Raw genomic sequence first — 22,899 nt, forward strand, 5'->3', positions numbered from 1 at the left:
GGAGTGAGAGCGATGAGCACGTTGAAGTGGGTTCGTGGCGTTAATGGCACCTTGGGCTGGTTCGCACCGAAACTGGTCGCGAGCAAAATGCGACTGGCGTTCATGACGCCGCGGGACCTGCCACCGCGTGATTGGGAATTGCCGCTGCTGGCAAAATCCGAACGAATCACCTTGCGCTTCGGCCTCTCGGCGCTGCGCTGGGGGCAAGGTCCGGCCGTGTTGCTGATGCACGGATGGGAAGGCCGGCCGACGCAGTTTGCGAGTCTCATCACGGCGCTGGTCGATGCCGGCTATACGGTGGTCGCGCTGGACGGTCCGGCTCATGGCCGCTCGCCGGGTAGCGAAGCGAATGTCGTGCTGTTTGCCAGGGCCATGCTCGAAGCGGCTGCCGAGTTACCGCCGCTGCAAGCGGTCATCGGTCACTCCATGGGCGGCGCCAGTGCGATGCTCGCCGTGCAGCTGGGCTTGCGCACCGAAACCCTGGTGACCATCGCCGCACCGGCGCGGATTCTCGGCGTGTTACGCGGTTTTGCCCGTTATGTACGACTGCCGCCCAAAGCGCGTTCTGCGTTTATTCGCCAGGTCGAGAAAGACGTCGGCATGCGCGCTGCGACGCTGGATGTTGCGCACTATCAGCTCGATATGCCCGGGCTGATCGTTCACGCCGAAGATGACTGCTATGTCCCCGTCAAGGAATCCCAGCTGATCAACGAGGCCTGGTTCGACAGCCGGCTGTTACGCCTGGAAGAGGGCGGTCATCAGCGCGTGCTGGCGGATCCTCGGGTAATTGATGGCGTGCTGTCACTGCTGGCCGGTCGCAGTCTGCAATCGCGCCAATCGGCATAAGCATCCGTTACACTGCCCCGGTCGACATCATCTGACCGGGAGTGGGGCATGGGCTGGGATCGGGCAACGCCATTTATCATTGATCTGGAAGTCGGCGCCGAGGACATCGACGGGCTGGGGCACGCGAACAACGCGGTGTACGTGACCTGGCTCGAACGCTGTGCCTGGCGCCACTCGCAGCGGCTGGGCCTGGACCTGGTCGAATACCGTCGGCTGGATCGGGCAATGGCGGTGGTGCGGCATGAGATCGATTACCTGGCCGCCGCCTATGAAGGCGACGGGTTGCAATTGGCAACCTGGATTGTCGATTGGGATCAGCGCCTGAAAATGACCCGACACTTCCAGTTGAAGCGCCCGAGCGACAACACCACGTTGCTGCGTGCGCAAACCACCTTCGTCTGCATCGAGCTGTCGACGGGCAAGCCCAAGCGCATGCCGGCCGAGTTCATCGAAGGTTACGGCCCGGCGTTGCAAGTCGCGATCTAATTGATCCCTTCGCGGGCAAGCCTCGCTCCTACAGATTTTGTCGTTCACCCAATAGGTGTACGACGCAAATCTGTAGGAGCGAGGCTTGCCCGCGAAGGCGTCAGCACAAACACCATCGCACGGTCAGACGAAATACCTTCTGCGCCCTGAAACCAGTAAACTGCCGCACGTTTTTCGTTGAGTGTTTTTTTCATGCAAATTGCTTTGGCGCCCATGGAGGGGTTGGTCGACAACATCCTGCGGGACGTGCTGACCCGTGTTGGCGGTATCGATTGGTGCGTGACCGAGTTCATTCGGATCAACGATCAACTGCTCACGCCTGCCTATTACCACAAGTTCGGCCCGGAATTGTTGACCGGCGCCCGCACAGCGTCCGGCGTACCGCTGCGGGTGCAGTTACTCGGTTCCGATCCGGTGTGCCTGGCAGAAAACGCCGCGCTGGCCTGTGAATTGGGGTCCGAGGTCATCGACCTGAACTTCGGCTGCCCGGCCAAGACCGTCAACAAGTCCCGTGGCGGCGCCGTCCTGCTTAAAGAACCTGAACTGCTCAACGAAATCGTTGAACACGTCCGCCGCGCGGTGCCTGCGCACATCCCGGTCACGGCAAAAATGCGACTGGGCTTCGACAGCCCGGACGGTTCGCTGGTCTGCGCAACCGCGCTGGCCGAAGGCGGCGCGGCGCACATTGTGGTTCACGCGCGGACCAAAACCGACGGTTACAAGCCGCCCGCTCATTGGGAATGGATCCCCCGGGTGCAGGAAGTGGTCAAGGTCCCCGTGTTCGCCAATGGCGATATCTGGAGCGTTGAGGACTGGCGTCGTTGCCGCGAAATCAGCGGCGTGGAAGACATCATGCTCGGTCGCGGCCTGGTTTCGCGTCCGGACCTGGCCCGGCAAATCGCCGCGGCGCGGGCCGGTGAAGAAGTGGTCGAGATGACGTGGGCAGAGTTGCTGCCACTGGTTCAGGACTTCTGGCTGCAAGCCAAGGCGCAGATGACTGCACGCCAATCGCCGGGTCGTTTGAAGCAATGGCTGGCGATGTTGACCCGCAATTACCCTGAGGCGGTCGAGCTGTTCACCGTCCTTCGCCGGGAAACCGAATTGGATCAAGTCTCACGTTTGCTGGGGCTGCAGGTGGCTGAAGCAGCCTGAGAAAAAACTGAAAAAAATCTGCAAATAATCTCTTGAAAAGCAATCAGCGATCCCTATCTAGGGATTACGCGATGCCGAATTCGGGTCGCGGAGACATAAACCTTGCTGATTGTTTTCAGGAGATTTGAACCATGACTACTGCATTTTCCCTGGCTCCACTGTTCCGTTCCTCGGTAGGCTTCGACCGTTTCAACGATCTGTTCGAAACCGCCCTGCGCAACGAGCCAGGCAGCACCTACCCACCCTACAACGTTGAAAAACGCGGTGATGACCAATACCGCATCGTCGTGGCCGCGGCCGGTTTCCAGGAAGAAGACCTGGACCTGCAAGTCGAGAAGGGTGTGCTGACCATCAGTGGCGGCAAACGTGACGCGACGGAAGGCGTGACCTTCCTGCATCAGGGCATCGCCCAGCGTGCATTCAAGCTGTCGTTCCGCCTGGCCGATCACATCGAGATCAAGGCCGCTGACCTGCGCAACGGTCTGCTGAGTATCGACCTGCTGCGCATCGTGCCGGAAGAGGCGAAAGCCAAACGCATCCCGATCAACGGGACGCAAAAACCAGCTCTGCAGTAACAAATCAGAGCAACAAGAAGGGCGCCATTTGGCGCCCTTTTTTGTGTCAATCACCTCGTGCTCGACGCACGACTTGTAGCAGCTGCCGAGCAGCGCGAGGCTGCGTTCGGCTGCGAAGCAGTCGTGAAATCAGGCGATGCGGTGTTTCAGGAAAATTGTGTGCTCAGGTTTGACGACTGCTTCGCAGCCGAACGCAGCCTCGCGTTGCTCGGCAGCTGCTACAGGAAAGCGGGTTATTTCAAGAGCTTCTGAAACTCCTCCACCGGCAACGGCCGGCTATGCAAATACCCCTGATAAAAATGGCACCCCAGCCCCTGCAAAAACTCTAGCTGCTCCGGCGTTTCCACTCCTTCGGCGATCACTTTCAGTTCCAGGCTGCGGGCCATGGCCACGATGGCGCGGATGATTTCGGCGTCGTTGGGGTCGGTAGTGGCGTCGCGGATGAATGACTGGTCGATTTTCAGCGTGTCGACAGGCAGGCGCTTGAGGTAGGTCAGCGAGGAGTAGCCGGTGCCGAAGTCGTCCATCGCAAAACTCACGCCGAGTTTTTTCAGGCTGCGCATTTTGTTGATGGTGTCTTCCAGGTTCTGGATGACGATGCCTTCGGTGATTTCCAGTTTCAGCAGGGAGCAGGGCAGGCCGTGGCTGCTGAGGCTGTGTTCGATGCGTTCAACGAAATCGTTTTGACGAAATTGCCTCGGGCTGATGTTGACGCACAGGCTGAAGCTGAGCGGGTTGATCAAGCCTTTTGTGATCAGTTTTTTGAAGGCCGCGCAGGCCTCGTCGATGATCCAGGTGCCGACTTCCAGAATCAGTCCGCTGTCCTCCAGCACCTTGATGAACTCGGTAGGTGATTGCGGGCCGAGTTCCGGATGGTCCCAGCGCACCAGCGCCTCGGCGCCGACAATGCGGTTGCCCCGGGCGTCGACCTGGGGTTGGTAATGCACACGAAACTCGCCCCGGGAAAGGGCCAGGCGCAGGTCGGTTTCCATGCGCAGGCGTTCGCTGGCGGCCTTCTGCATGGTGTTGTGATACATCTGCGCGGTGTTGCGGCCTGAGTCCTTGGCGCGGTAAAGCGCAATGTCGGCACGTTTGAGCAGGTCGGTCGGCGTCGAGCCGTGGTCGGGAATCAGCGCGATGCCGATGCTCGGCGTGACTTGCAGGCGCTGGCCGTCGAGGAACATCGGCTCCGACAGCAGCTCGCGCAACGTGTCTGCCAGGCCCCGGACCTGAGCGCTCACTTCGTTGCGCGAGCCCTCAAGACCGCTGAGCAACACCACAAACTCGTCGCCACCCAGGCGCGCCACGGTGTCTTCCATGCGCACGCTGGCTTCAAGGCGAGCCGTGATAATTTTCAGCACTGTGTCGCCCACCGGGTGACCGAGGGAATCGTTGATGTGCTTGAAGTGATCGAGGTCGAGGAACAGTAATGCGCCCCGCAGGTTGTGGCGCTTGAGCAGGGCGATCTGCTGACTCAGGCGATCCATCAGCAGCGCGCGGTTCGGCAGGTTGGTCAAGGGGTCGTGGTAGGCCAGGTGGCGGATCTGCGCCTCGGCATTTTTCAGCAGGCTGACGTCCCGGGCGGTCAGCAACAGGCACGCGGTCTCGTTGAGGGTGATCGGCTCCACCGAGACTTCGACGGTCAGCAACTCGCCGCGTTTATTGCGGCCGAGCATTTCCTGGTGGTGCACACGGCCCTTGATCTGCAGCTCGGCCAGCAGTGCCGAGCGTTGTTTCTCTTCAGCCCAGATGCCGACCTGATACACCGTGCGGCCGACCACTTCGTCGGCGCGGTAACCGGTCAGGCGACAGAAGCCATCGTTGACCTCAAGGTAGCGCCCGGTATCGCGCTCGGTGATGGTGATCGCGTCGGGGCTCGAGTGGAACGCCTTGGCAAACTTCTCTTCGCTGGCCTTCAGTGCCGCTTCGGAGCGTTGCTGCTGGGTGATGTCGCGCAGGGTGGTGACGATACACGGCTGTTCGCCGACGCTGATCTGCCGGCTGGAAATCACGCAGGTCAGGGACTGCCCGTCTTTGTGCTGGGCGACGATCGCTACATTGTTCAGTCCCTGTTCGCGGATGACCTGCTCGATCCGCTGCAGGCTTTTCGACGAAGCGTCCCACAGGCCGATCTCGTCGGCGCTGCGACCGATCACCTCGTCGGCGCTCCAGCCAAAGGTTTGGGTGAAGCTGGAGTTGATCTCGATGAACTGGCCGGTGTCCTGGCGCGTGACGCAGATAGGGTCCGGACTGACCTGGAACAGCGTGGCGAATTTCTCTTCCGAGGCCACCAGCCGCTGCTCCCGTTCGACCTGATCGGTGATGTCCAGCAACGTGCCGGCCATGCGCAGCGGCGCGCCGTTTTCATCGCGGTAGAGGCGGGCGCGGCTTTCCAGGTAGCGTGAACTTCCATCCGCCAGCTGCACCCGATAGGTCAGCTGATAATTGCCGGCCGGCCCTTCGCGCAGGCTGCGGTAAGCATCGCGCATGGAGCCGCGCTCTTCGTCGGGCACACCTTCGAAAAACGCGTCGAAGGACTCATGAAAGGGTATGGCCTCCAGCCCGTGCAACTGCGCGGCCCGCGCCGAGCCATACAACATGCCGCTGGGAATGTGCCAGTCCCAGGTGCCGAGTTGCGCCGAATCCAGCGCCAGGTCGAGGCGTTCCTGGCTGTCCTTCAGCGCGTGTTCGGCGGCTTTGCGTTCGGTGGTGTCGAGGAAAGTGCTCAGCAGGTACGGCTGGCCTTCGAGTTCGACTTTCTGTGCGCTGAGGATGCCGTCGTGGATCTGGCCGTTGCTGGCGCGAAACTGCACCTCCATGCTGATCAGATCGCCCTTGGCCTTGGTGGCCTTGACCAGTTGCGCGCGTTGCTCCGGATTCACCCAGAGGCCCAGTTCGACGGTGGTTCGGCCAATCGCGTCCTGCACCGGCCAGCCGAACAGGCTTTCGAAATACTGGTTGGCTTCGGTAATCAGGCCGTCTTCCTGACGGGTCAGCAGCACCATGTTTGGGCACAGGTGAAACAGCGTGGCAAAGCGTTTTTCCGAGCTGCTTAGCGCCTGCTCCCGCTGGCGCTGGTGGGTGATTTCGCGGATGACCCCAATCATCCGTGGCCGGCCGTGTTTGTCCGGCAGCAGGCTGCCGTTGATCTCCAGCCAGTGCAGGCTGCCGTCGGGCCAGCGGATGCGGTGATGCATCGCCTGTTCCAGCGGCGCGCCGGCAATCACGGCATGAAAGGCGCGGATGGTTTTGGCCCGATCCTCCGGGGGCAGCAAGTCGAGGTATTCCAGATCGGCCGGCAACGGTTGCCGGGGATCGAAGCCGAACAACGCCTGAGTACCCCGCGACCAGCTGATCTGCCCGCGCTCGATGTCCCAATACCAGGCGCCCAAGCGCGCACCGTTAAGGGCGGCCAGCAACTGCGGTGCGCTTTCCCAGCTCTGCTCGGACCGTTTCGGGTCAAGCGCCTGAATACGTGGCATCGGCGGAATACGGTCAACAGATTTCGGCATTGGCAAGCCTTGGGCTGAATTGGGCGTTAGGCACAGGAATTCGCGGCTCTATGGCAGTAGCACAGGTTAGCCTTGAGTCCCTGGCAGATCGATTTGTGCATCCAGCAGGGCCATGAAGGCCCGTGCCGCATTCGACAGCGTCCGTTCGGTGTGCAGGATATAGCCTAGCTGGCGAGTCAGTTGTATGCCCGGTAAAGGTATTCGTGCAACTTGATCGTCGAGCATGGTGCGCGGCAACACGCTCCAGGCCAGGCCGATCGAGACCATCATCTTGATGGTTTCCAGGTAATTGGTGCTCATGGCGATGTTCGGCGTCAGGCCTTGGGCTTCGAACAACCGATGGACGATGTGGTGAGTAAAGGTGTTGCCGCCAGGGAACACCGCCGGGTGCAGGGCGATGTCCGCCAGGCTGACCGCACCGTTGGTGACCAAGAAGTGCTCCGGGGCGACCACGAAATCCAGCGGGTCGTCCCACACGGGTGTGGCCTTGACCAGTGCGTGGGGCTCCGGCGCCAGGGTGATGACGGCCAGTTCGGCGCGGCCATGGAGGATTTCTTCGTAGGCCACTTCCGAATCGAGGAACTGAATATCCAGCGCCACTTGGGGGTAACGCCGGGTGAACTCCCTTAATAAGGGCGGTAAACGGTGCAAGCCAATGTGGTGACTGGTGGCCAGCGTCAGGCGACCGGTCACTTCGCCAGTCAGGTTGGTCAGGGCGCGGCGGGTGTCATCCAGCACATTGAGAATCTGATAAGCCCGCGGCAACAGGGCGCGACCGGCCTCGGTCAAGCTGACTTCACGGCCCAGGCGATCGAACAGCCGCACCTTTAATTGCTGCTCCAGCCCGGCGATGCGCTTGCTGATCGCCGGTTGCGTCAGGTGCAGGCGTTCTCCCGCGCCAGAGAAGCTTCCGGTCTCGGCAATCGCGATAAAGGCATTGAGGTTGGCAAGGTCCATTGCGGTATTCCAGTTGGTTATCCAAAGCATAAAAAATATGAATTTGAGTTATTTAATGTAACCCCCTAGGATCGACCTCACAAGCCAAAGGGTTATTGAATGTCTCAAGACCCGGGGCATAGAAATACGCTGATGAGGAACCGTCTGATGGCCGGCAAAACGCTCTACGACAAGCTCTGGGATTCGCACTTGGTCAAACAGCGCGACGATGGCTCCGCGCTGATTTACATCGATCGTCACATCATCCACGAAGTGACGTCGCCGCAAGCCTTTGAAGGCCTGCGTCTGGCCGGGCGCAAGCCTTGGCGCATCGATGCCAACATCGCGACCCCGGACCACAACGTACCGACCACCCCGGAGCGCAAGGGCGGCATCGAAGCCATTGCCGACGAGGTCTCGCGTTTGCAGGTTCAGACCCTCGACGACAACTGTGATGAATATGGCATCGTCGAGTTCAAGATGAACGACGTGCGCCAAGGCATCGTCCACGTCATTGGCCCGGAGCAGGGCGCAACCTTGCCGGGCATGACCGTGGTCTGCGGCGACTCCCACACCTCGACCCACGGCGCGTTTGGCGCTCTGGCTCACGGTATCGGCACGTCCGAGGTCGAGCACGTGCTCGCCACTCAGTGCCTGGTCGCCAAAAAGATGAAGAATATGCGGGTCTCGGTCGAAGGCAAATTGCCGTTCGGCGTGACGGCCAAGGACATCGTCCTCGCCGTGATTGGCAAGATCGGCACCGCCGGCGGTAACGGCCATGCCATCGAGTTCGCCGGTAGCGCGATTCGTGATCTGTCGGTCGAAGGCCGCATGACCATCTGCAACATGTCCATCGAGGCCGGCGCTCGTGTAGGTCTGGTGGCCGCTGACGAAAAAACCGTGGCCTACGTGAAGGGCCGTCCATTCGCCCCGAAAGGTGCGGAATGGGACTTGGCCGTCGAAGCCTGGAAAGACCTGGTGACCGATAAAGACGCCCAGTTCGACACCATCGTCGAGCTCGACGCGACCCAGATCAAACCGCAAGTCAGCTGGGGCACTTCGCCTGAAATGGTCTTGGCCGTGGATCAAAACGTGCCTGATCCTGCGAAGGAGATGGACCTGGTCAAGCGTGGCTCCATCGAACGCGCCTTGAAATACATGGGTTTGACCGCCAATCAGGCGATCACCGATATCCAGCTGGACCGCGTTTTTATCGGTTCCTGCACCAACTCGCGAATCGAAGACCTGCGCGCTGCCGCCGTGATCGCCAAGGGCCGCAAAGTCGCTTCGACCATCAAGCAGGCCATCGTGGTGCCGGGCTCGGGTCTGGTGAAGGCCCAGGCGGAATCGGAAGGCCTGGACAAGATTTTCCTCGACGCCGGCTTTGAGTGGCGCGAGCCGGGTTGCTCGATGTGCCTGGCGATGAACCCGGACCGTTTGGAGTCGGGCGAGCATTGCGCGTCGACCTCCAACCGTAACTTCGAAGGCCGTCAGGGCGCCGGTGGCCGTACCCACCTCGTGAGCCCGGCCATGGCCGCCGCCGCCGCTGTGAACGGTCGTTTCGTCGACGTCCGTGAATTGATCTAAAGGAGCGCAGCATGAAAGCTTTTACCCAGCACACTGGTCTTGTCGCGCCTCTGGATCGTGCCAACGTCGACACCGACCAGATCATCCCGAAGCAGTTCTTGAAGTCGATCAAGCGCACGGGTTTCGGCCCTAACCTGTTTGACGAATGGCGCTACCTGGATGTCGGGCAACCGTACCAGGACAACTCAAAGCGTCCACTGAACAAGGACTTCGTGCTCAACGCCGAGCGTTATCAAGGCGCCAGCGTCTTGCTGGCCCGCGAGAACTTCGGTTGCGGCTCCAGCCGTGAGCACGCGCCGTGGGCCCTGGAAGAATACGGTTTCCGCAGCATCATCGCGCCGAGCTACGCCGACATCTTCTTCAACAACAGCTTCAAGAACGGCTTACTGCCGATCATCTTGAGCGATGCCGACGTGGATGAGCTGTTCCAGCAGGTTGAAGCGACTCCGGGTTATCAGTTGCAGGTTGATCTGCAAGCCCAGACCGTGACCCGTCCGGATGGCAAAGTGTTGAGCTTTGAAATCGACGCGTTCCGTAAGCATTGCCTGCTCAATGGTCTGGACGATATCGGCCTGACGTTGATGGACCACGAGGCGATTGCAACGTTTGAAGCCAAGCATCGTTCGAGCCAGCCGTGGTTGTTTCGCGACGCGTGATTGAGCCGAGATTGATGTAGGCCGCTCCGGCCTCATCGCTAGCAGGCTAGCTCCCACAGGGATTTGTGTACGCCATAGATCCAATGTGGGAGCTAGCCTGCTAGCGATGGCGGCAGTAGAGGCACCCCAAGACTCACCCCCCAAAAGGAAGTCCCGATGACCCGCACCGCCCAGCACAGCCAGGTAGTCCAAAAGCAATTCGGTGAACAGGCTTCGGCCTATCTGAGCAGCGCCGTACACGCTCAAGGCACCGAATTCGCGCTGCTACAGGCCGAGCTGGTCGGGCAGGGTGATGCACGGGTGCTGGACCTGGGTTGCGGCGCCGGCCACGTCAGTTTTCACGTGGCTTCGCTGGTCAAGGAAGTCGTGGCCTACGACCTGTCCCAGCAGATGCTCGACGTGGTCACCGCCGCTGCTGTCGACCGAGGGTTGAGCAATGTGACCACGGTCCTCGGCGCCGTTGAGCGGCTGCCCTTCGCCGACGGCGAGTTCGACTTCGTGTTCAGCCGTTACTCGGCGCACCATTGGAGTGATCTCGGCCTGGCGCTGCGCGAAGTGCGCCGGGTGCTGAAACCGGGTGGCGTGGCGGCGTTCATCGATGTGTTGTCACCGGGCAGTCCGTTGTTCGACACTTACCTGCAAAGCGTCGAAGTGCTGCGCGACACCAGCCATGTGCGCGATTATTCCGCCGGCGAGTGGTTGCGTCAGGTCAGCGAAGCGGGGTTGCATACCCGCAGCACCACCCGTCAACGTCTGCGTCTGGAGTACACCAGCTGGGTCGAGCGCATGCGCACCCCGCAAGTGATGCGCGCGGCGATCCGCGAGTTGCAGCAGTCGATGGGCAACGAAGTAAGCGAATATTTTGAGATTGAGGCCGATGGTTCGTTCAGTACAGATGTGCTGGTACTGATCGCCGAACGATAGAATTTTTCCGGGCGTGCCCCAGGGCGCACCGACTGATGACATGAGGAAAGCATGAGCAAGCAGATTCTGATTCTCCCAGGTGACGGTATTGGCCCGGAAATCATGGCCGAAGCGGTCAAGGTGCTGGAACTGGCCAACGACAAGTACAGCCTGGGCTTCGAGCTGAGCCACGACGTGATCGGTGGCGCGGCCATCGACAAGCACGGCGTGCCGCTGGCTGACGAAACCCTGGACCGTGCCCGCGCCGCCGACGCGGTATTGCTGGGCGCCGTGGGCGGCCCGAAATGGGATACCATCGAGCGTGACATCCGCCCTGAGCGCGGCCTGCTGAAAATTCGTGCGCAACTGGGCCTGTTCGGCAACCTGCGCCCGGCGATCCTCTACCCGCAACTGGCCGAAGCCTCGAGCCTGAAGCCAGAGATCGTCGCGGGCCTGGACATCCTGATCGTCCGTGAACTGACCGGCGGCATCTACTTCGGCGCGCCACGCGGTACCCGCACCCTGGAAAACGGCGAGCGTCAGGCTTACGACACGCTGCCGTACAGCGAAAGCGAAATCCGTCGCATTGCCCGTGTCGGTTTCGACATGGCCATGGTGCGCGGCAAGAAGCTGTGCTCGGTGGACAAGGCCAACGTACTGGCTTCCAGCCAACTGTGGCGTGAAATCGTCGAGCAAGTGGCCAAGGATTATCCTGAAGTCGAACTGAGCCACATGTACGTCGACAACGCCGCCATGCAGCTGGTGCGCGCACCGAAGCAATTCGACGTGATCGTCACCGACAACCTGTTTGGCGACATCCTGTCCGACCAGGCGTCGATGCTCACCGGCTCCATCGGCATGCTGCCGTCGGCGTCGCTGGATACCAACAACAAAGGCATGTACGAGCCGTGCCACGGTTCGGCGCCGGACATTGCTGGCAAGGGCATTGCCAACCCGTTGGCGACCATTTTGTCGGTGTCGATGATGTTGCGTTACAGCTTCAATCTGCAGGACGCCGCCGATGCCATCGAGAAGGCCGTCAGTCTGGTTTTGGACCAGGGCCTGCGCACGGGCGACATCTGGTCGGCCGGTTGCACTAAAGTCGGTACGCAGGAAATGGGTGACGCAGTAGTCGCCGCGCTGCGGAATCTGTAATCTCTCGGGCCCGCTGCCACTTTCACTCTAGAAAGCAGCGGCCCACTTTTTAAAGAAGGTGTAGTTGCGATGAAACGTGTAGGTCTGATCGGTTGGCGCGGTATGGTCGGTTCCGTGCTCATGCAGCGGATGCTGGAAGAGCAGGATTTCGATCTTATCGAGCCGGTGTTTTTCACCACTTCCAATGTCGGTGGCCAAGGCCCGTCCGTGGGCAAGGACATTGCTCCGCTCAAGGACGCTTACAGCATTGAAGAGCTGAAAACCCTCGATGTGATTCTGACCTGCCAGGGTGGCGACTACACCAGCGAAGTCTTCCCGAAACTGCGCGAAGCCGGCTGGCAGGGTTACTGGATCGACGCCGCTTCCAGCCTGCGCATGCAGGATGATGCGGTGATCGTGCTGGACCCGGTGAACCGCAAGGTCATCGACCAGCAGCTCGACGCGGGCACCAAGAACTACATCGGCGGCAACTGCACCGTCAGCCTGATGCTGATGGGCCTGGGCGGTCTGTTTGAAGCCGGTCTGGTCGAGTGGATGAGCGCCATGACCTATCAGGCGGCCTCCGGTGCCGGCGCGCAGAACATGCGTGAACTGATCAAGCAAATGGGCGCCACACACGCCGCTGTCGCCGATCAACTGGCCGACCCGGCCAGCGCGATCCTTGACATCGACCGCCGTGTCGCCGAAGCCATGCGCAGCGACGCGTACCCGACCGAAAACTTCGGCGTACCGCTGGCCGGCAGCCTGATCCCGTGGATTGACAAGGAACTGCCGAACGGCCAGAGCCGCGAAGAGTGGAAGGCCCAGGCCGAGACCAACAAGATCCTCGGTCGCTTCAAGAGCCCGATCCCGGTCGATGGCATCTGCGTGCGCATCGGCGCCATGCGTTGCCACAGCCAGGCGCTGACCATCAAGCTGAACAAAGACGTGCCGATCGCCGACATCGAAGGGCTGATCAGCCAGCACAACCCTTGGGTCAAACTGGTGCCGAACAACCGCGACGCCAGCATTCAGGAACTGAGCCCGACGAAAGTCACCGGCACCCTGAACGTCCCTGTGGGGCGTCTGCGCAAGCTGAACATGGGCACGCAGTACGTCGGCGCGTTCACCGTCGGCGACCAACTGCTGTGGGGTGCGGCCGAACCGCTGCGTCGCATGCTGCGGATCCTGCTTGAGCGTTGATTGATTGAAGTAACGAAAGAACCCGTGCCTTGAAAGAGGTGCGGGTTTTTTTTCGCCCGGTGCGTCGCCAGTGAGGGCCTCTTCGCGGGCAAGCCTCGCTCCTACAAGAGATCCGGGCGTCCACATAGCCTGTAGGAGCGAGGCTTGCCCGCGAAGAGGCCGGTACAGGCACCGCAAATCCCCAGCCGAATTGCCTGCATGCCCCCCACCCGGTAAAGTGCCGCTCCCCCCGTTTCGCCAGAGGTAGAACCATGAGCCAGTCCTTTGATATTGCCGTGATCGGCGCCACCGGTACTGTCGGCGAAACGCTCGTGCAGATTCTCGAAGAGCGCGACTTCCCGGTCGGTAACCTGCACCTGCTGGCCAGCAGCGAATCCGCCGGGCATTCGGTGCCGTTTCGCGGCAAGAACGTGCGGGTGCGTGAAGTCGACGAATTCGATTTCAGCAAAGTCCAGCTGGTGTTCTTTGCCGCCGGCCCGGCGGTGACCCTGAGTTTCGCCTCGCGCGCCACCGCCGCCGGTTGCTCGCTGATCGACCTGTCCGGCGCGTTGCCGGCCGATCAGGCGCCGCAAGTGGTGCCGGAAGCCAACGCCAACATCCTCGCCGGTTTGAAAAAGCCCTTCCAGGTCAGCAGCCCAAGCCCGTCGGCCACGACGCTGGCCGTGGTGCTGGCGCCGTTGCTCGGTTTGCTCGACCTGCAACGCATCAACCTGACCGCCAGCCTGGCCGTCTCCGCTCAGGGCCGCGAAGCGGTGACCGAGCTGGCCCGGCAAACCGCCGAGCTGCTGAACGTGCGTCCGCTGGAGCCGACCTTCTTCGATCGGCAAATGGCGTTCAACCTGTTGGCTCAGGTCGGCAAGCCTGATGAGCAGGGTCACACGCTGTTGGAAAAACGCCTGGTGCGTGAGCTGCGTCAGGTCATGGCCCTGCCTTTATTAAAGATTTCCGTCACTTGCATTCAAGCCCCGGTGTTTTTTGGCGATAGCTTTAGCGTGACCTTGCAGTCTGCGAGCGCTGTGGACCTGGCGAAAATCAACGCAGCTCTGGAAGACGCGCCGGGTATCGAACTGGTGGAAGCCGGCGATTACCCGACAGCGGTAGGCGATGCGGTAGGGCAGGACGTGGTTTACGTCGGTCGGGTTCGTGCCGGAATCGACGACCCGTCGGAACTTAATGTGTGGCTGACGTCAGATAACGTACGCAAAGGCGCCGCGCTCAATGCTGTGCAGGTGGCTGAATTGTTGATAAAAGACCTGCTGTAAAAGATACTTGGCAACAATTTTTCGAATGAGTCCGGTCGAGCGTTATGCTTGGCCGGATTGCTGATGGCGAGCCACCCTGCGGGGCTTTCCGGGGCATGAATGAAACGATCGCGCGTGACGACCCTTCGTCGCCGCGCGCAATGCCTTACGGCAGCGGCTATCAACACCTTCTCGCTGGCCGAGGAATGTTCAAACAAAGGATGAGGCTATGGTTCAAGTTCGCAAACTGGTGTTAGCAATAGCGGCCGCCTCGGCGCTGTCCTCCGGTATGGCGCATGCCCTCGGGCTCGGGGAATTGACCCTGAAGTCGACGCTGAACCAACCTCTGGTGGCGGAAATCGAGCTGCTCGACGTCAAGGACCTCACCGCCGCGGAAGTGGTGCCGAGCCTGGCTTCGCCCGAAGATTTCGCCAAGGCCGGTGTCGATCGCCAGGCGTTTCTCAACGACCTGACCTTCACGCCCGTGCTCAACGCCAGCGGTAAAAGCATCCTGCGTGTGACGTCCAGCAAGCCACTGTCCGAACCGATGGTGAAATTCCTGGTTCAGGTGATGTGGCCCAACGGTCGACTGCTGCGCGATTACAGCGTGTTGCTCGATCCATCCAAATTCTCCCCGCAGACCGCTGAAGCGGCTGCGCAGCCTGCGCCGACCCAAGCGGTCACTGCGCCGGTGACCGGTGCCACCCAGCCGGCCCAATACACCACCACGCCGCGCGATACCCTGTGGGAAATCGCCGCGAAGGCGCGTAATGGCGGGTCGGTCCAGCAAACCATGCTGGCTATCCAGGCGCTGAACCCGGACGCCTTTATCGACGGCAACATCAACCGGCTGAAAACCGGTCAGGTGCTGCGCATGCCCGATCAGGCGCAGAGCACCAACCTGACGCAACCCAAGGCAATCGCTGAGGTTGCGGCGCAGAACACCGCGTGGCGCCAGGGTCGTCGTTATGTGGCGAAGCCCGGCACCGGGCAGCAGCAACTCGATGCTACCAAGCGTGGCCGAGCTGACGCCGCTCCGACGCAAGCAGCAAAAGACAATCTGAGCCTGGTCTCTGCAGAAACCGGCAAAGCCCGTGGCAAAGGCGCTGCAGGCGATGCCAAGGCCTTGGGCAACAAACTGGCTGTCACCCAGGAAAGCCTCGACACGACCCGTCGTGACAATGCCGAACTGAAAAGCCGCATGACCGATCTGCAAAGTCAGATGGAAAAGCTGCAACGCCTGATCGAGCTGAAGAACAACCAATTGGCCAAGTTGCAGGCCGAAGGCGCTGCTGATGCGCCGGCTGCAGCAGCGACCGCTCCGGCGATGTCTGCTGAACTGGCCGCCAACCCTGGGGTAGCGCCGACGGAAGTGCCTCCGGCTCCGGTAGCGCCTGCGCCAGAGGCGGCAACGCCTGAGGCCGCCCCGGCGCCAGTGCCTGCCGAGGCGGCAGTCGAGCCGACGCCAGTCGCTTCCGACGACCAGAAATTCAACGAGCTGCTGACCAATCCGGTCCTGTTGGGTCTGGTGGGCGGCGGTGCAGTGGTTCTGCTGCTGTTGTTGCTGTTGCTGGCACGTCGCCGCAAAGCGCAGCAAGAAGCCGAGAAACACCTGCGCATGGCTCGTGCCCTGGAAGAAGAGAAGGAGTTCTCCGCCGAACAGGACCTGCCGGAAAGCAGCTTCGAAGGCCTGGAAGTTCCGCCGCCGAGCGTGACGCTCGCTCCCGCGCCGATACCAACACCACCACCTGCACCTGCGCCAGCGCCAACTCCGGACGTAATGACGACGCCGATCGCCGCGCCACTGGTCTCGCCAGCAGCCGACCGCGATGACGACGTACTGACCAAGGCTCAGTCGCACATTGCCGCCGGTCGTTTGAACCAGGCAGCCGCGTTGCTCGAGGACGGCATCAAGCAAGAACCACAGCGAAGCGACCTGCGTCTGAAGCTGATGGAAGTCTACGGCCAGCAGGGCGATCGTGATGCATTTGTCGCTCAGGAGCGCCAGTTGGTGGCCAACGGTGACAACTTCGCCCAGGTCGAACAGCTTAAAACCCGTTTCCCTGCGATGGTTATCGCAGCTACCGGTGGTCTCGCCGCTGCCGCCATCGCTGCCGAGCTGGACGCGCAGTACGTCAAGGATCTGCTGCTGGACGAGCCGCAAGCGCCGACACCGGCAGTGCCTGATGACTTCGACAGCGCCTTCGATCTGAGCCTGGATGATCTGGAGAACGCTTCTCCGGCGGTGGTTGCAGCAGAACCGGAATCGGCAGCTGACCTTGAAGAATTCCCGCTGGATGACGACCTGAGCTTTGAGTCGGTGTTGAAGGAACAGACCGACATCAAGGAAAACCTCGACGACCTGTCGGACTTCGATCTGGACATGGATCTGGGCGCAGACCCATCGCCGGCGATGCTCGCTGAAGATGACTTCCTGCTGGATCTGGACGAAGGCGTGAAGGACTTGCCTGTCGAGCCTGTGAAACCTGAAGTTCCGCAGGACGACCTGGAGTTGCCGGCCGATTTCGACTTGTCGCTGGCCGATGAAATGGACAGCGCCACCACCCCCCCGGCTGAGCCGGACGCCTTCGCCGCTGAGCTGGAAGACGTCAACGCCGAGCTGGATCGTCTGTCCCAGAGCATGGGTGAGCCGACCTTTACCGCAGAAGACGCGATGGCTTCCGCGGCGGACGAGCCGGATTTCGACTTCCTCTCCGGCACCGATGAAGTCGCTACCAAACTCGATCTGGCCCAGGCCTACATCGACATGGGCGACAACGACGGCGCTCGGGACATCCTCAATGAGGTAGTGGCCGAGGGCAACTCTGGCCAGAAGAGTGAAGCCAAGGAGATGCTTTCGCATCTGGCTTGAGTAATCGGTAGGCAGTAAATGAAACGGCAGCCCATTGAGGCTGCCGTTTTTGTTTTAGCCGGTGGTGTAATGGTGTTTGGGCGATTGCCATCGCGGGCAAGCCCGCTCCCACAAGGGATCGGGTCGGATACAAGTGATGCGGACAGTCCCGATCCTGTGGGAGCGGGCTTGCCCGCGATGAGGCCCTCAGTGCCGGCGCAAATCCTGCCCGACAGGTTCCAAAAATGACGCGCCTCTGGCATCCCGGTGCCGCAGCCTTATAATGCCCGCCTTTGCGCATATCAGCAGGCTGTTACTCCTTGGCAAATATAGATAACCCGGCCGCCGAACTGGCGGCCGACGGCTTTTTCCGGATCGCGCTGGGCGTTGAATACAAAGGCTCGCGTTATCGCGGCTGGCAGCGCCAGGCCTCCGGCGTGCTCACCGTGCAGGAAACCCTCGAAAAGGCCTTGTCCAAAGTCGCCGACTCACCGGTGTCGTTGCTCTGTGCCGGGCGCACGGATGCTGGCGTGCATGCCTGCGGCCAGGTGGTGCATTTCGACACCCAGGTCGAGCGTTCGATGAAGGCCTGGGTCATGGGCGCCAATATCAACTTGCCCCACGACGTCAGTGTCAGCTGGGCCAAGGTCATGCCGGCGCATTTCCATGCGCGCTTCAAGGCCATCGCCCGGCGCTATCGCTACGTGATCTACAACGATCAGATCCGCCCGGCGCACCTGAACGAAGAAATCACCTGGAACCACCGTCCGCTCGACGTCGAGCGTATGGCCGAGGCGGCCCAATATCTGGTTGGCACTCATGATTTCAGCGCTTTTCGCGCCGGCCAGTGCCAGGCCAAGTCGCCGATCAAGGAACTGCACCACCTGCGTGTCACGCGCCACGGCAAGATGATCGTGCTGGATATCCGCGCCAGCGCCTTCCTGCACCACATGGTGCGCAACATCGCCGGTGTATTGATGACCATCGGTGCCGGCGAGCGCCCGGTGGAGTGGATGAAGGAAGTGCTGGAGAGCCGGATCCGTCGTTCTGGCGGGGTGACGGCGCATCCATTCGGTCTGTATCTGGTGCAGGTCGAATATCGCGACGAGTTCGAATTGCCTGAGCGTTACATCGGCCCACACTTCCTCACCGGCTTCTCTGAACTTGACGGCTGACGCCCTCGAACGCATTTGTTACCATCCGGGACTTTCTCGGATTTGCCCTGAGGTTTTATCGACATGTCAGCCGTTCGCAGCAAGATTTGTGGGATTACCCGCATAGAAGATGCGTTGGCGGCGGTCGAGGCCGGGGCGGATGCCATCGGGTTTGTGTTTTACGCCAAGAGCCCGCGGGCGGTGACGTTCCAGCAGGCGCGCGAGATTATCAAAGCGCTGCCGCCGTTCGTGACCACTGTGGGGTTGTTCGTCAACACCAGCCGCTGCGAGTTGGGCGAACTGCTCGACGCCGTGCCGCTGGACCTGTTGCAGTTCCATGGCGACGAAACCGCGGCCGACTGTGAAGGCTGGCACCGCCCGTATATCAAGGCGCTGCGGGTCAAGGCCGGCGACGACATCGCGGCGGCATGCGATGCATTTCCGAGCGCCAGCGGTATCCTGCTCGATGCCTACGTTGAAGGCGTACCCGGCGGAACCGGTGAAGCGTTCGACTGGTCTCTGATACCGCAAGGCTTGAGCAAGCCGATCATCCTCGCCGGTGGCCTGACCCCGGATAACGTTGCGCAGGCAATCGCCCGGGTTCGGCCTTACGCGGTGGACGTCAGCGGTGGGGTAGAGGCGAGCAAGGGCGTCAAGGATCACGCAAAGATTCAGGCATTCATCAAGGCGGTACGCAGTAGCACGTAGTTGATGTGACGGCTGGCAGACTGCCGCCGTCCCAAAATGCACTGCGCTGCACAAAGCAGGCACGGCTGAGGATTGATGGGTTGTACGCAGGTCACGCTTCACTGACCCGGCCATCCACCGATCATCGCCACACACATGAATTTAGCTCAAGGGCATACGCGGGGCTGCGAACCAGAGCGTTCGGGCCGCCGGTACTGGAGAAAGAAAGCATGAGCAACTGGTTAGTAGACAAACTGATCCCTTCGATCATGCGTTCCGAGGTCAAGAAGAGCTCGGTGCCTGAAGGTCTGTGGCACAAATGCCCGTCTTGCGAGGCTGTGCTGTATCGTCCGGAGCTGGAAAAGACCCTGGACGTTTGCCCCAAGTGCAACCACCACATGCGTATCGGCGCCCGTGCGCGCATTGACATCTTCCTTGACGCCGAAGGCCGTGCCGAATTGGGCGCGGACCTGGAGCCGGTTGACCGGCTGAAATTTCGCGACGGCAAGAAGTACAAGGATCGCCTGACCGCTGCCCAGAAGCAGACTGGCGAAAAAGATGCACTGATCTCCATGAGCGGCACCTTGCTGGGCATGCCGGTGGTGGTCTCGGCCTTCGAATTCTCCTTCATGGGCGGTTCGATGGGCGCCATCGTCGGTGAGCGTTTTGTCCGCGCCGCCAACTATGCGCTGGAAAACCGTTGCCCGATGATCTGCTTCGCCGCCTCTGGTGGTGCGCGGATGCAGGAAGCCCTGATCTCCCTGATGCAAATGGCCAAGACCTCTGCGGTACTGGCGCGTCTGCGTGAAGAAGGCATTCCGTTTATCTCCGTGCTGACCGACCCGGTCTATGGCGGTGTGTCCGCCAGTCTGGCAATGCTGGGCGACGTGATTGTCGGTGAGCCGAAAGCCCTGATCGGTTTCGCCGGTCCGCGCGTTATCGAGCAAACCGTGCGCGAAAAACTGCCGGAAGGCTTCCAGCGCAGCGAGTTCCTGCTGGAACACGGCGCGATCGACTTGATCGTTCACCGTCAGGAACTGCGTCCACGCCTGGGTAACCTACTGGCACAAATGATGGGCCTGCCGACGCCGAAATTCGTCGCCGCACCCATCGAGCCGATCGTGGTTCCACCGGTACCTGCCAACCTATGACCGAACGTACCCTTGGCGAGTGGCTCGCCTACCTTGAGCAGTTGCACCCTTCGGCCATCGACATGGGCCTTGAGCGCTCACAACAGGTAGCGTCCCGCATGGGACTGGGCAAGCCGGCGCCTCGGGTGATCACGGTCACCGGCACCAACGGCAAGGGTTCTACCTGCGCATTCGTGGCTTCGTTGCTGCGGGCTCAAGGCCTGAACGTCGGTGTCTACAATTCTCCGCACCTGCTGCGTTACAACGAGCGGGTGCAGGTCAACGGCGTCGAAGCAACTGACACCGAGCTGTGCGAAGCCTTTGCTGTGGTCGAGGCGGGCCGTGGCGAGACGTCCCTGACGTACTTCGAAATGGGCACCCTGGCGGCGTTCTGGCTGTTCCAGCAGGCCGGGCTTGATGCCGTGGTGCTGGAGGTCGGCCTGGGCGGGCGTCTGGACACGGTCAACGTGGTCGATGCCGACATGGCGTTGGTCACCAGCATCGGTGTCGATCACGCGGATTATCTGGGAAATACCCGTGAATCCGTAGCGTTCGAAAAGGCCGGCATCTTCCGTCAGGGCGCACCTGCGCTGTGTGGCGATCTCAATCCTCCGCAACCTTTGCTGGATAAAGCCCGCGAGCTCAATTGCCCGTTTTTCCTGCGTGGCCGCGATTTTGATCTTGGTATCACCGATCACAACTGGCAGTGGCGCGGTGTAGACGCTCAAGGGCGTGTGGTTGAGTTGCGCGATCTGCCGTTGCTCGACCTGCCGATGGAAAACGCTGCACTCGCCTTGCAGGCATACCTGTTGATCGGTTTGCCGTGGGTGGATGCACAGATTATTGAGGCCCTGAAAGCGACGCGGGTGGTCGGTCGTCTCGATCGCCGTCAGTTCGACTGGCAGGGCAAGCGCCTGAGCCTGTTGCTGGATGTGGGGCATAACCCGCATGCGGCCGAGTATCTGGCACGCCGTCTGGCCAGCCGTCCACCGGTCGGCAAGCGCCTGGCGGTGTTTGGATTGTTGGCGGACAAGGATCTGGATGGTGTTGTCGGTGAATTGAATGCTAGTGTCCAGCAATGGGCTGTCGCGCCGCTGGATTCACCGCGTGCGCGCCCGGTTGCCGATTTGCAGGCGGCGTTGCAGAACCTTGGCGCCGCGGTAACGTCCTATGACAGTGTGGCCGCCGCCCTGGAAGGGCAGTGCGCACTGGCGACGAGCGACGACGAGATTCTGTTGTTCGGATCATTTTATTGTGTTGCCGAGGCCCTTGAATGGCTGGCCCGGCGCTCCACGGAGGAAGCGGCAAATGGCATTGCTGGATAAGGCATACAAACAGCGCATGGTTGGCGCCCTGGTTCTGGTGGCGCTGGCGGTTATTTTTCTGCCGATGCTGTTTTCCCGTCAGGATGAGCAGCGTCAAGTGACGGTCGAAGCCCCGACTGCACCGCAAGCACCGTCGGTGCCGCAAGTGCAGGTCGAGCCGGTGGTGGTGCCTGAGCCGCAAGCGCTGCCTCAAGAACCGGTGCCGAGCGATGATGAGATCGCTCAGCAAGAAGCGCCGTCCGCGCCGATTGCGATTGCACCGAGTGCGCCAGTGGCGCCTGTGCCTGCTGCCAAGCCGGTCGCGCCAGCACCTGCTCCTGCTCCTGCTCCTGCTATGGCTGCCAAGCCTGCAACCGCGCCGTCTCAGCCAATCACTCCTGCGCCGGGCAAGCCGGACACGACTCAGAGTCGCGTCGATGCCAACGGCCTGTCGGTCAGCTGGTCGGTGCAACTGGCCAGCCTGTCGAGCCGTGCAAGTGCCGAAAGCCTGCAAAAAGACCTGCGCAGTCAGGGCTATAACGCCTACATCCGTACGGCCGATGGCAAGAATCGGGTGTTTGTCGGACCGCTGATCGAGCGCGCCGAAGCCGATCGTCTGCGTGACTTGTTGGGCCGCCAGAAGAACCTCAAGGGGTTTGTGGTGCGTTTCCAGCCTGAACGCGGCTGACACCGACGCTCATCTCTGTAGCAGCTGCCGAGCCCGCGAGGCTGCGTCCGGCTGCGAGGCGGCCGTAAACCCTGCTTCCACGGTGTGCCTGATGCACCGAATTGCCTGGATTTACGGCTGCTGCGCACCCGGACGCAGGCTTCGCCAGCTGCTACAGGGGCCGGTGTACTTTAAAACTATCGCCCCGATTTGAAATGCACTGACAATCGCAGCTTACCGATAGCCATGGGCTCTGCTAAAATGCGCCGCCTTATCCGTCTGTAGGCTGCACTGTGCCATTTACCTGGGTTGACTGGGCGATCGTTGCAATCGTCGCCATCTCCGCATTGATCAGTCTGAGCCGCGGCTTCGTCAAAGAAGCATTATCGCTGGTGACCTGGATCATCGCAGGAGTCGTCGCCTGGATGTTCGGTGGTGCATTGTCCGAGTACCTCGCCGGATACATCGAAACGCCATCGGCTCGTGTGATCACGGGCTGTGCCATCATGTTTGTCGCCACTTTAATCGTAGGCGCAATGATCAATTATCTTATCGGCGAGTTGGTTCGCGTCACCGGATTGTCCGGGACCGATCGATTCCTCGGCATGGCCTTCGGCGCTGCGCGTGGCGTGTTGCTGGTGGTCGTGGCGGTCGGGCTGTTGAGCCTGGGGCCGGTACAGCAGGACGGGTGGTGGCAACAGTCACAGCTCGTGCCAAAATTTCTATTGGTCGCAGACTGGTCCAAAAACCTGATCCTCGGGTGGAGCAGTCAGTGGCTTGCCAGCGGTATCAGCGTACCCGCTGAGATACCGTTCAAGGAGCACCTCTTGCCGATGGCCAAAACGCCTCAGTGAGTTGTGCTCAGTTCAGATCCA

At 61.1% G+C, this 22,899-nt stretch carries 19 protein-coding genes; 17 read left to right on the plus strand and 2 right to left on the minus strand.

Features of this window, described 5'->3' with window-relative positions; all coding sequences use genetic code 11:
* Positions 1-12 precede the first annotated feature (12 nt).
* The 4 genes from ACYZT6_RS08705 (at position 13) to ACYZT6_RS08720 (ending at position 3,059) form a co-directional block, all read left to right on the plus strand.
* Positions 13-846 carry an alpha/beta fold hydrolase gene (locus ACYZT6_RS08705; protein ID WP_462026523.1) on the plus strand — a complete coding sequence of 278 codons (834 nt, stop codon included), beginning with the start codon at positions 13-15 and terminating at the stop codon, positions 844-846.
* 48 nt (positions 847-894) lie between these two features.
* Positions 895-1,332: an acyl-CoA thioesterase gene (locus tag ACYZT6_RS08710; protein ID WP_122838202.1), complete on the plus strand. Its 438-nt coding sequence runs from the start codon at positions 895-897 to the stop codon at positions 1,330-1,332.
* Positions 1,333-1,524: 192 nt separating this feature from the next.
* Positions 1,525-2,484: a tRNA dihydrouridine synthase gene (locus ACYZT6_RS08715; RefSeq protein WP_462026524.1), complete on the plus strand. Its 960-nt coding sequence runs from the start codon at positions 1,525-1,527 to the stop codon at positions 2,482-2,484.
* A 131-nt stretch (positions 2,485-2,615) separates the two neighbouring features.
* A complete protein-coding gene (locus ACYZT6_RS08720; protein WP_462026525.1) occupies positions 2,616-3,059 on the plus strand; it encodes an Hsp20 family protein in 444 nt (147 codons plus the stop codon).
* A 233-nt stretch (positions 3,060-3,292) separates the two neighbouring features.
* Here the strand turns inward: ACYZT6_RS08720 and ACYZT6_RS08725 are convergent, their stop codons facing one another.
* Both ACYZT6_RS08725 and ACYZT6_RS08730 read right to left on the minus strand, forming a co-directional pair.
* The gene (locus tag ACYZT6_RS08725; protein WP_462026526.1) at positions 3,293-6,571 is read right to left on the minus strand and encodes a sensor domain-containing protein; all 3,279 of its coding nucleotides are present in this window, start codon (positions 6,569-6,571) and stop codon (positions 3,293-3,295) included.
* Between the two features lie 66 nt (positions 6,572-6,637).
* Positions 6,638-7,528: a LysR family transcriptional regulator gene (locus ACYZT6_RS08730; protein WP_462026527.1), complete on the minus strand. Its 891-nt coding sequence runs from the start codon at positions 7,526-7,528 to the stop codon at positions 6,638-6,640.
* A gap of 147 nt (positions 7,529-7,675) precedes the next feature.
* Between ACYZT6_RS08730 and leuC the strand changes: the two genes are divergently transcribed.
* The 13 genes from leuC to ACYZT6_RS08795 all read left to right on the plus strand — a co-directional run bounded on the left by leuC (position 7,676) and on the right by ACYZT6_RS08795 (position 22,878).
* The gene (leuC, locus tag ACYZT6_RS08735; protein ID WP_462026528.1) at positions 7,676-9,094 is read left to right on the plus strand and encodes a 3-isopropylmalate dehydratase large subunit; all 1,419 of its coding nucleotides are present in this window, start codon (positions 7,676-7,678) and stop codon (positions 9,092-9,094) included.
* A gap of 11 nt (positions 9,095-9,105) precedes the next feature.
* Complete coding sequence (leuD, locus tag ACYZT6_RS08740) at positions 9,106-9,750, plus strand: 3-isopropylmalate dehydratase small subunit (protein WP_462026529.1); 645 nt, start codon at positions 9,106-9,108, stop codon at positions 9,748-9,750.
* A 156-nt stretch (positions 9,751-9,906) separates the two neighbouring features.
* A complete protein-coding gene (locus ACYZT6_RS08745; RefSeq protein ID WP_462026530.1) occupies positions 9,907-10,674 on the plus strand; it encodes a class I SAM-dependent methyltransferase in 768 nt (255 codons plus the stop codon).
* 51 nt (positions 10,675-10,725) lie between these two features.
* Positions 10,726-11,808, plus strand: a complete 1,083-nt coding sequence (gene leuB, locus ACYZT6_RS08750; RefSeq protein ID WP_046047738.1) for a 3-isopropylmalate dehydrogenase — start codon at positions 10,726-10,728, stop codon at positions 11,806-11,808.
* Positions 11,809-11,877: 69 nt separating this feature from the next.
* A complete protein-coding gene (gene asd, locus ACYZT6_RS08755; protein ID WP_462026531.1) occupies positions 11,878-12,990 on the plus strand; it encodes an aspartate-semialdehyde dehydrogenase in 1,113 nt (370 codons plus the stop codon).
* A 251-nt stretch (positions 12,991-13,241) separates the two neighbouring features.
* Complete coding sequence (locus ACYZT6_RS08760) at positions 13,242-14,252, plus strand: aspartate-semialdehyde dehydrogenase (protein WP_462026532.1); 1,011 nt, start codon at positions 13,242-13,244, stop codon at positions 14,250-14,252.
* A gap of 208 nt (positions 14,253-14,460) precedes the next feature.
* Positions 14,461-17,103 carry a FimV/HubP family polar landmark protein gene (locus tag ACYZT6_RS08765; RefSeq protein WP_462026533.1) on the plus strand — a complete coding sequence of 881 codons (2,643 nt, stop codon included), beginning with the start codon at positions 14,461-14,463 and terminating at the stop codon, positions 17,101-17,103.
* A gap of 299 nt (positions 17,104-17,402) precedes the next feature.
* On the plus strand, positions 17,403-18,257 hold the full coding sequence (truA, locus tag ACYZT6_RS08770; RefSeq protein ID WP_461958152.1) for a tRNA pseudouridine(38-40) synthase TruA: 855 nt from the start codon (positions 17,403-17,405) through the stop codon (positions 18,255-18,257).
* Positions 18,258-18,320: 63 nt separating this feature from the next.
* Complete coding sequence (locus ACYZT6_RS08775; RefSeq protein WP_462026534.1) at positions 18,321-18,944, plus strand: phosphoribosylanthranilate isomerase; 624 nt, start codon at positions 18,321-18,323, stop codon at positions 18,942-18,944.
* Positions 18,945-19,153: 209 nt separating this feature from the next.
* The gene (accD, locus tag ACYZT6_RS08780) at positions 19,154-20,074 is read left to right on the plus strand and encodes an acetyl-CoA carboxylase, carboxyltransferase subunit beta (RefSeq protein ID WP_462026535.1); all 921 of its coding nucleotides are present in this window, start codon (positions 19,154-19,156) and stop codon (positions 20,072-20,074) included.
* Positions 20,071-21,378: a bifunctional tetrahydrofolate synthase/dihydrofolate synthase gene (gene folC, locus ACYZT6_RS08785; RefSeq protein ID WP_462026536.1), complete on the plus strand. Its 1,308-nt coding sequence runs from the start codon at positions 20,071-20,073 to the stop codon at positions 21,376-21,378. The genes accD and folC overlap by 4 nt, the downstream gene beginning before the upstream one ends.
* Positions 21,362-22,045 carry an SPOR domain-containing protein gene (locus ACYZT6_RS08790; protein ID WP_462026537.1) on the plus strand — a complete coding sequence of 228 codons (684 nt, stop codon included), beginning with the start codon at positions 21,362-21,364 and terminating at the stop codon, positions 22,043-22,045. Before folC ends, ACYZT6_RS08790 begins: the two co-directional genes overlap by 17 nt.
* 272 nt (positions 22,046-22,317) lie before the next feature.
* The gene (locus ACYZT6_RS08795) at positions 22,318-22,878 is read left to right on the plus strand and encodes a CvpA family protein (protein ID WP_109633196.1); all 561 of its coding nucleotides are present in this window, start codon (positions 22,318-22,320) and stop codon (positions 22,876-22,878) included.
* The last annotated feature ends 21 nt before the right edge of the window (positions 22,879-22,899 follow it).

The organism is Pseudomonas sp. RT6P73, assembly GCF_054897715.1.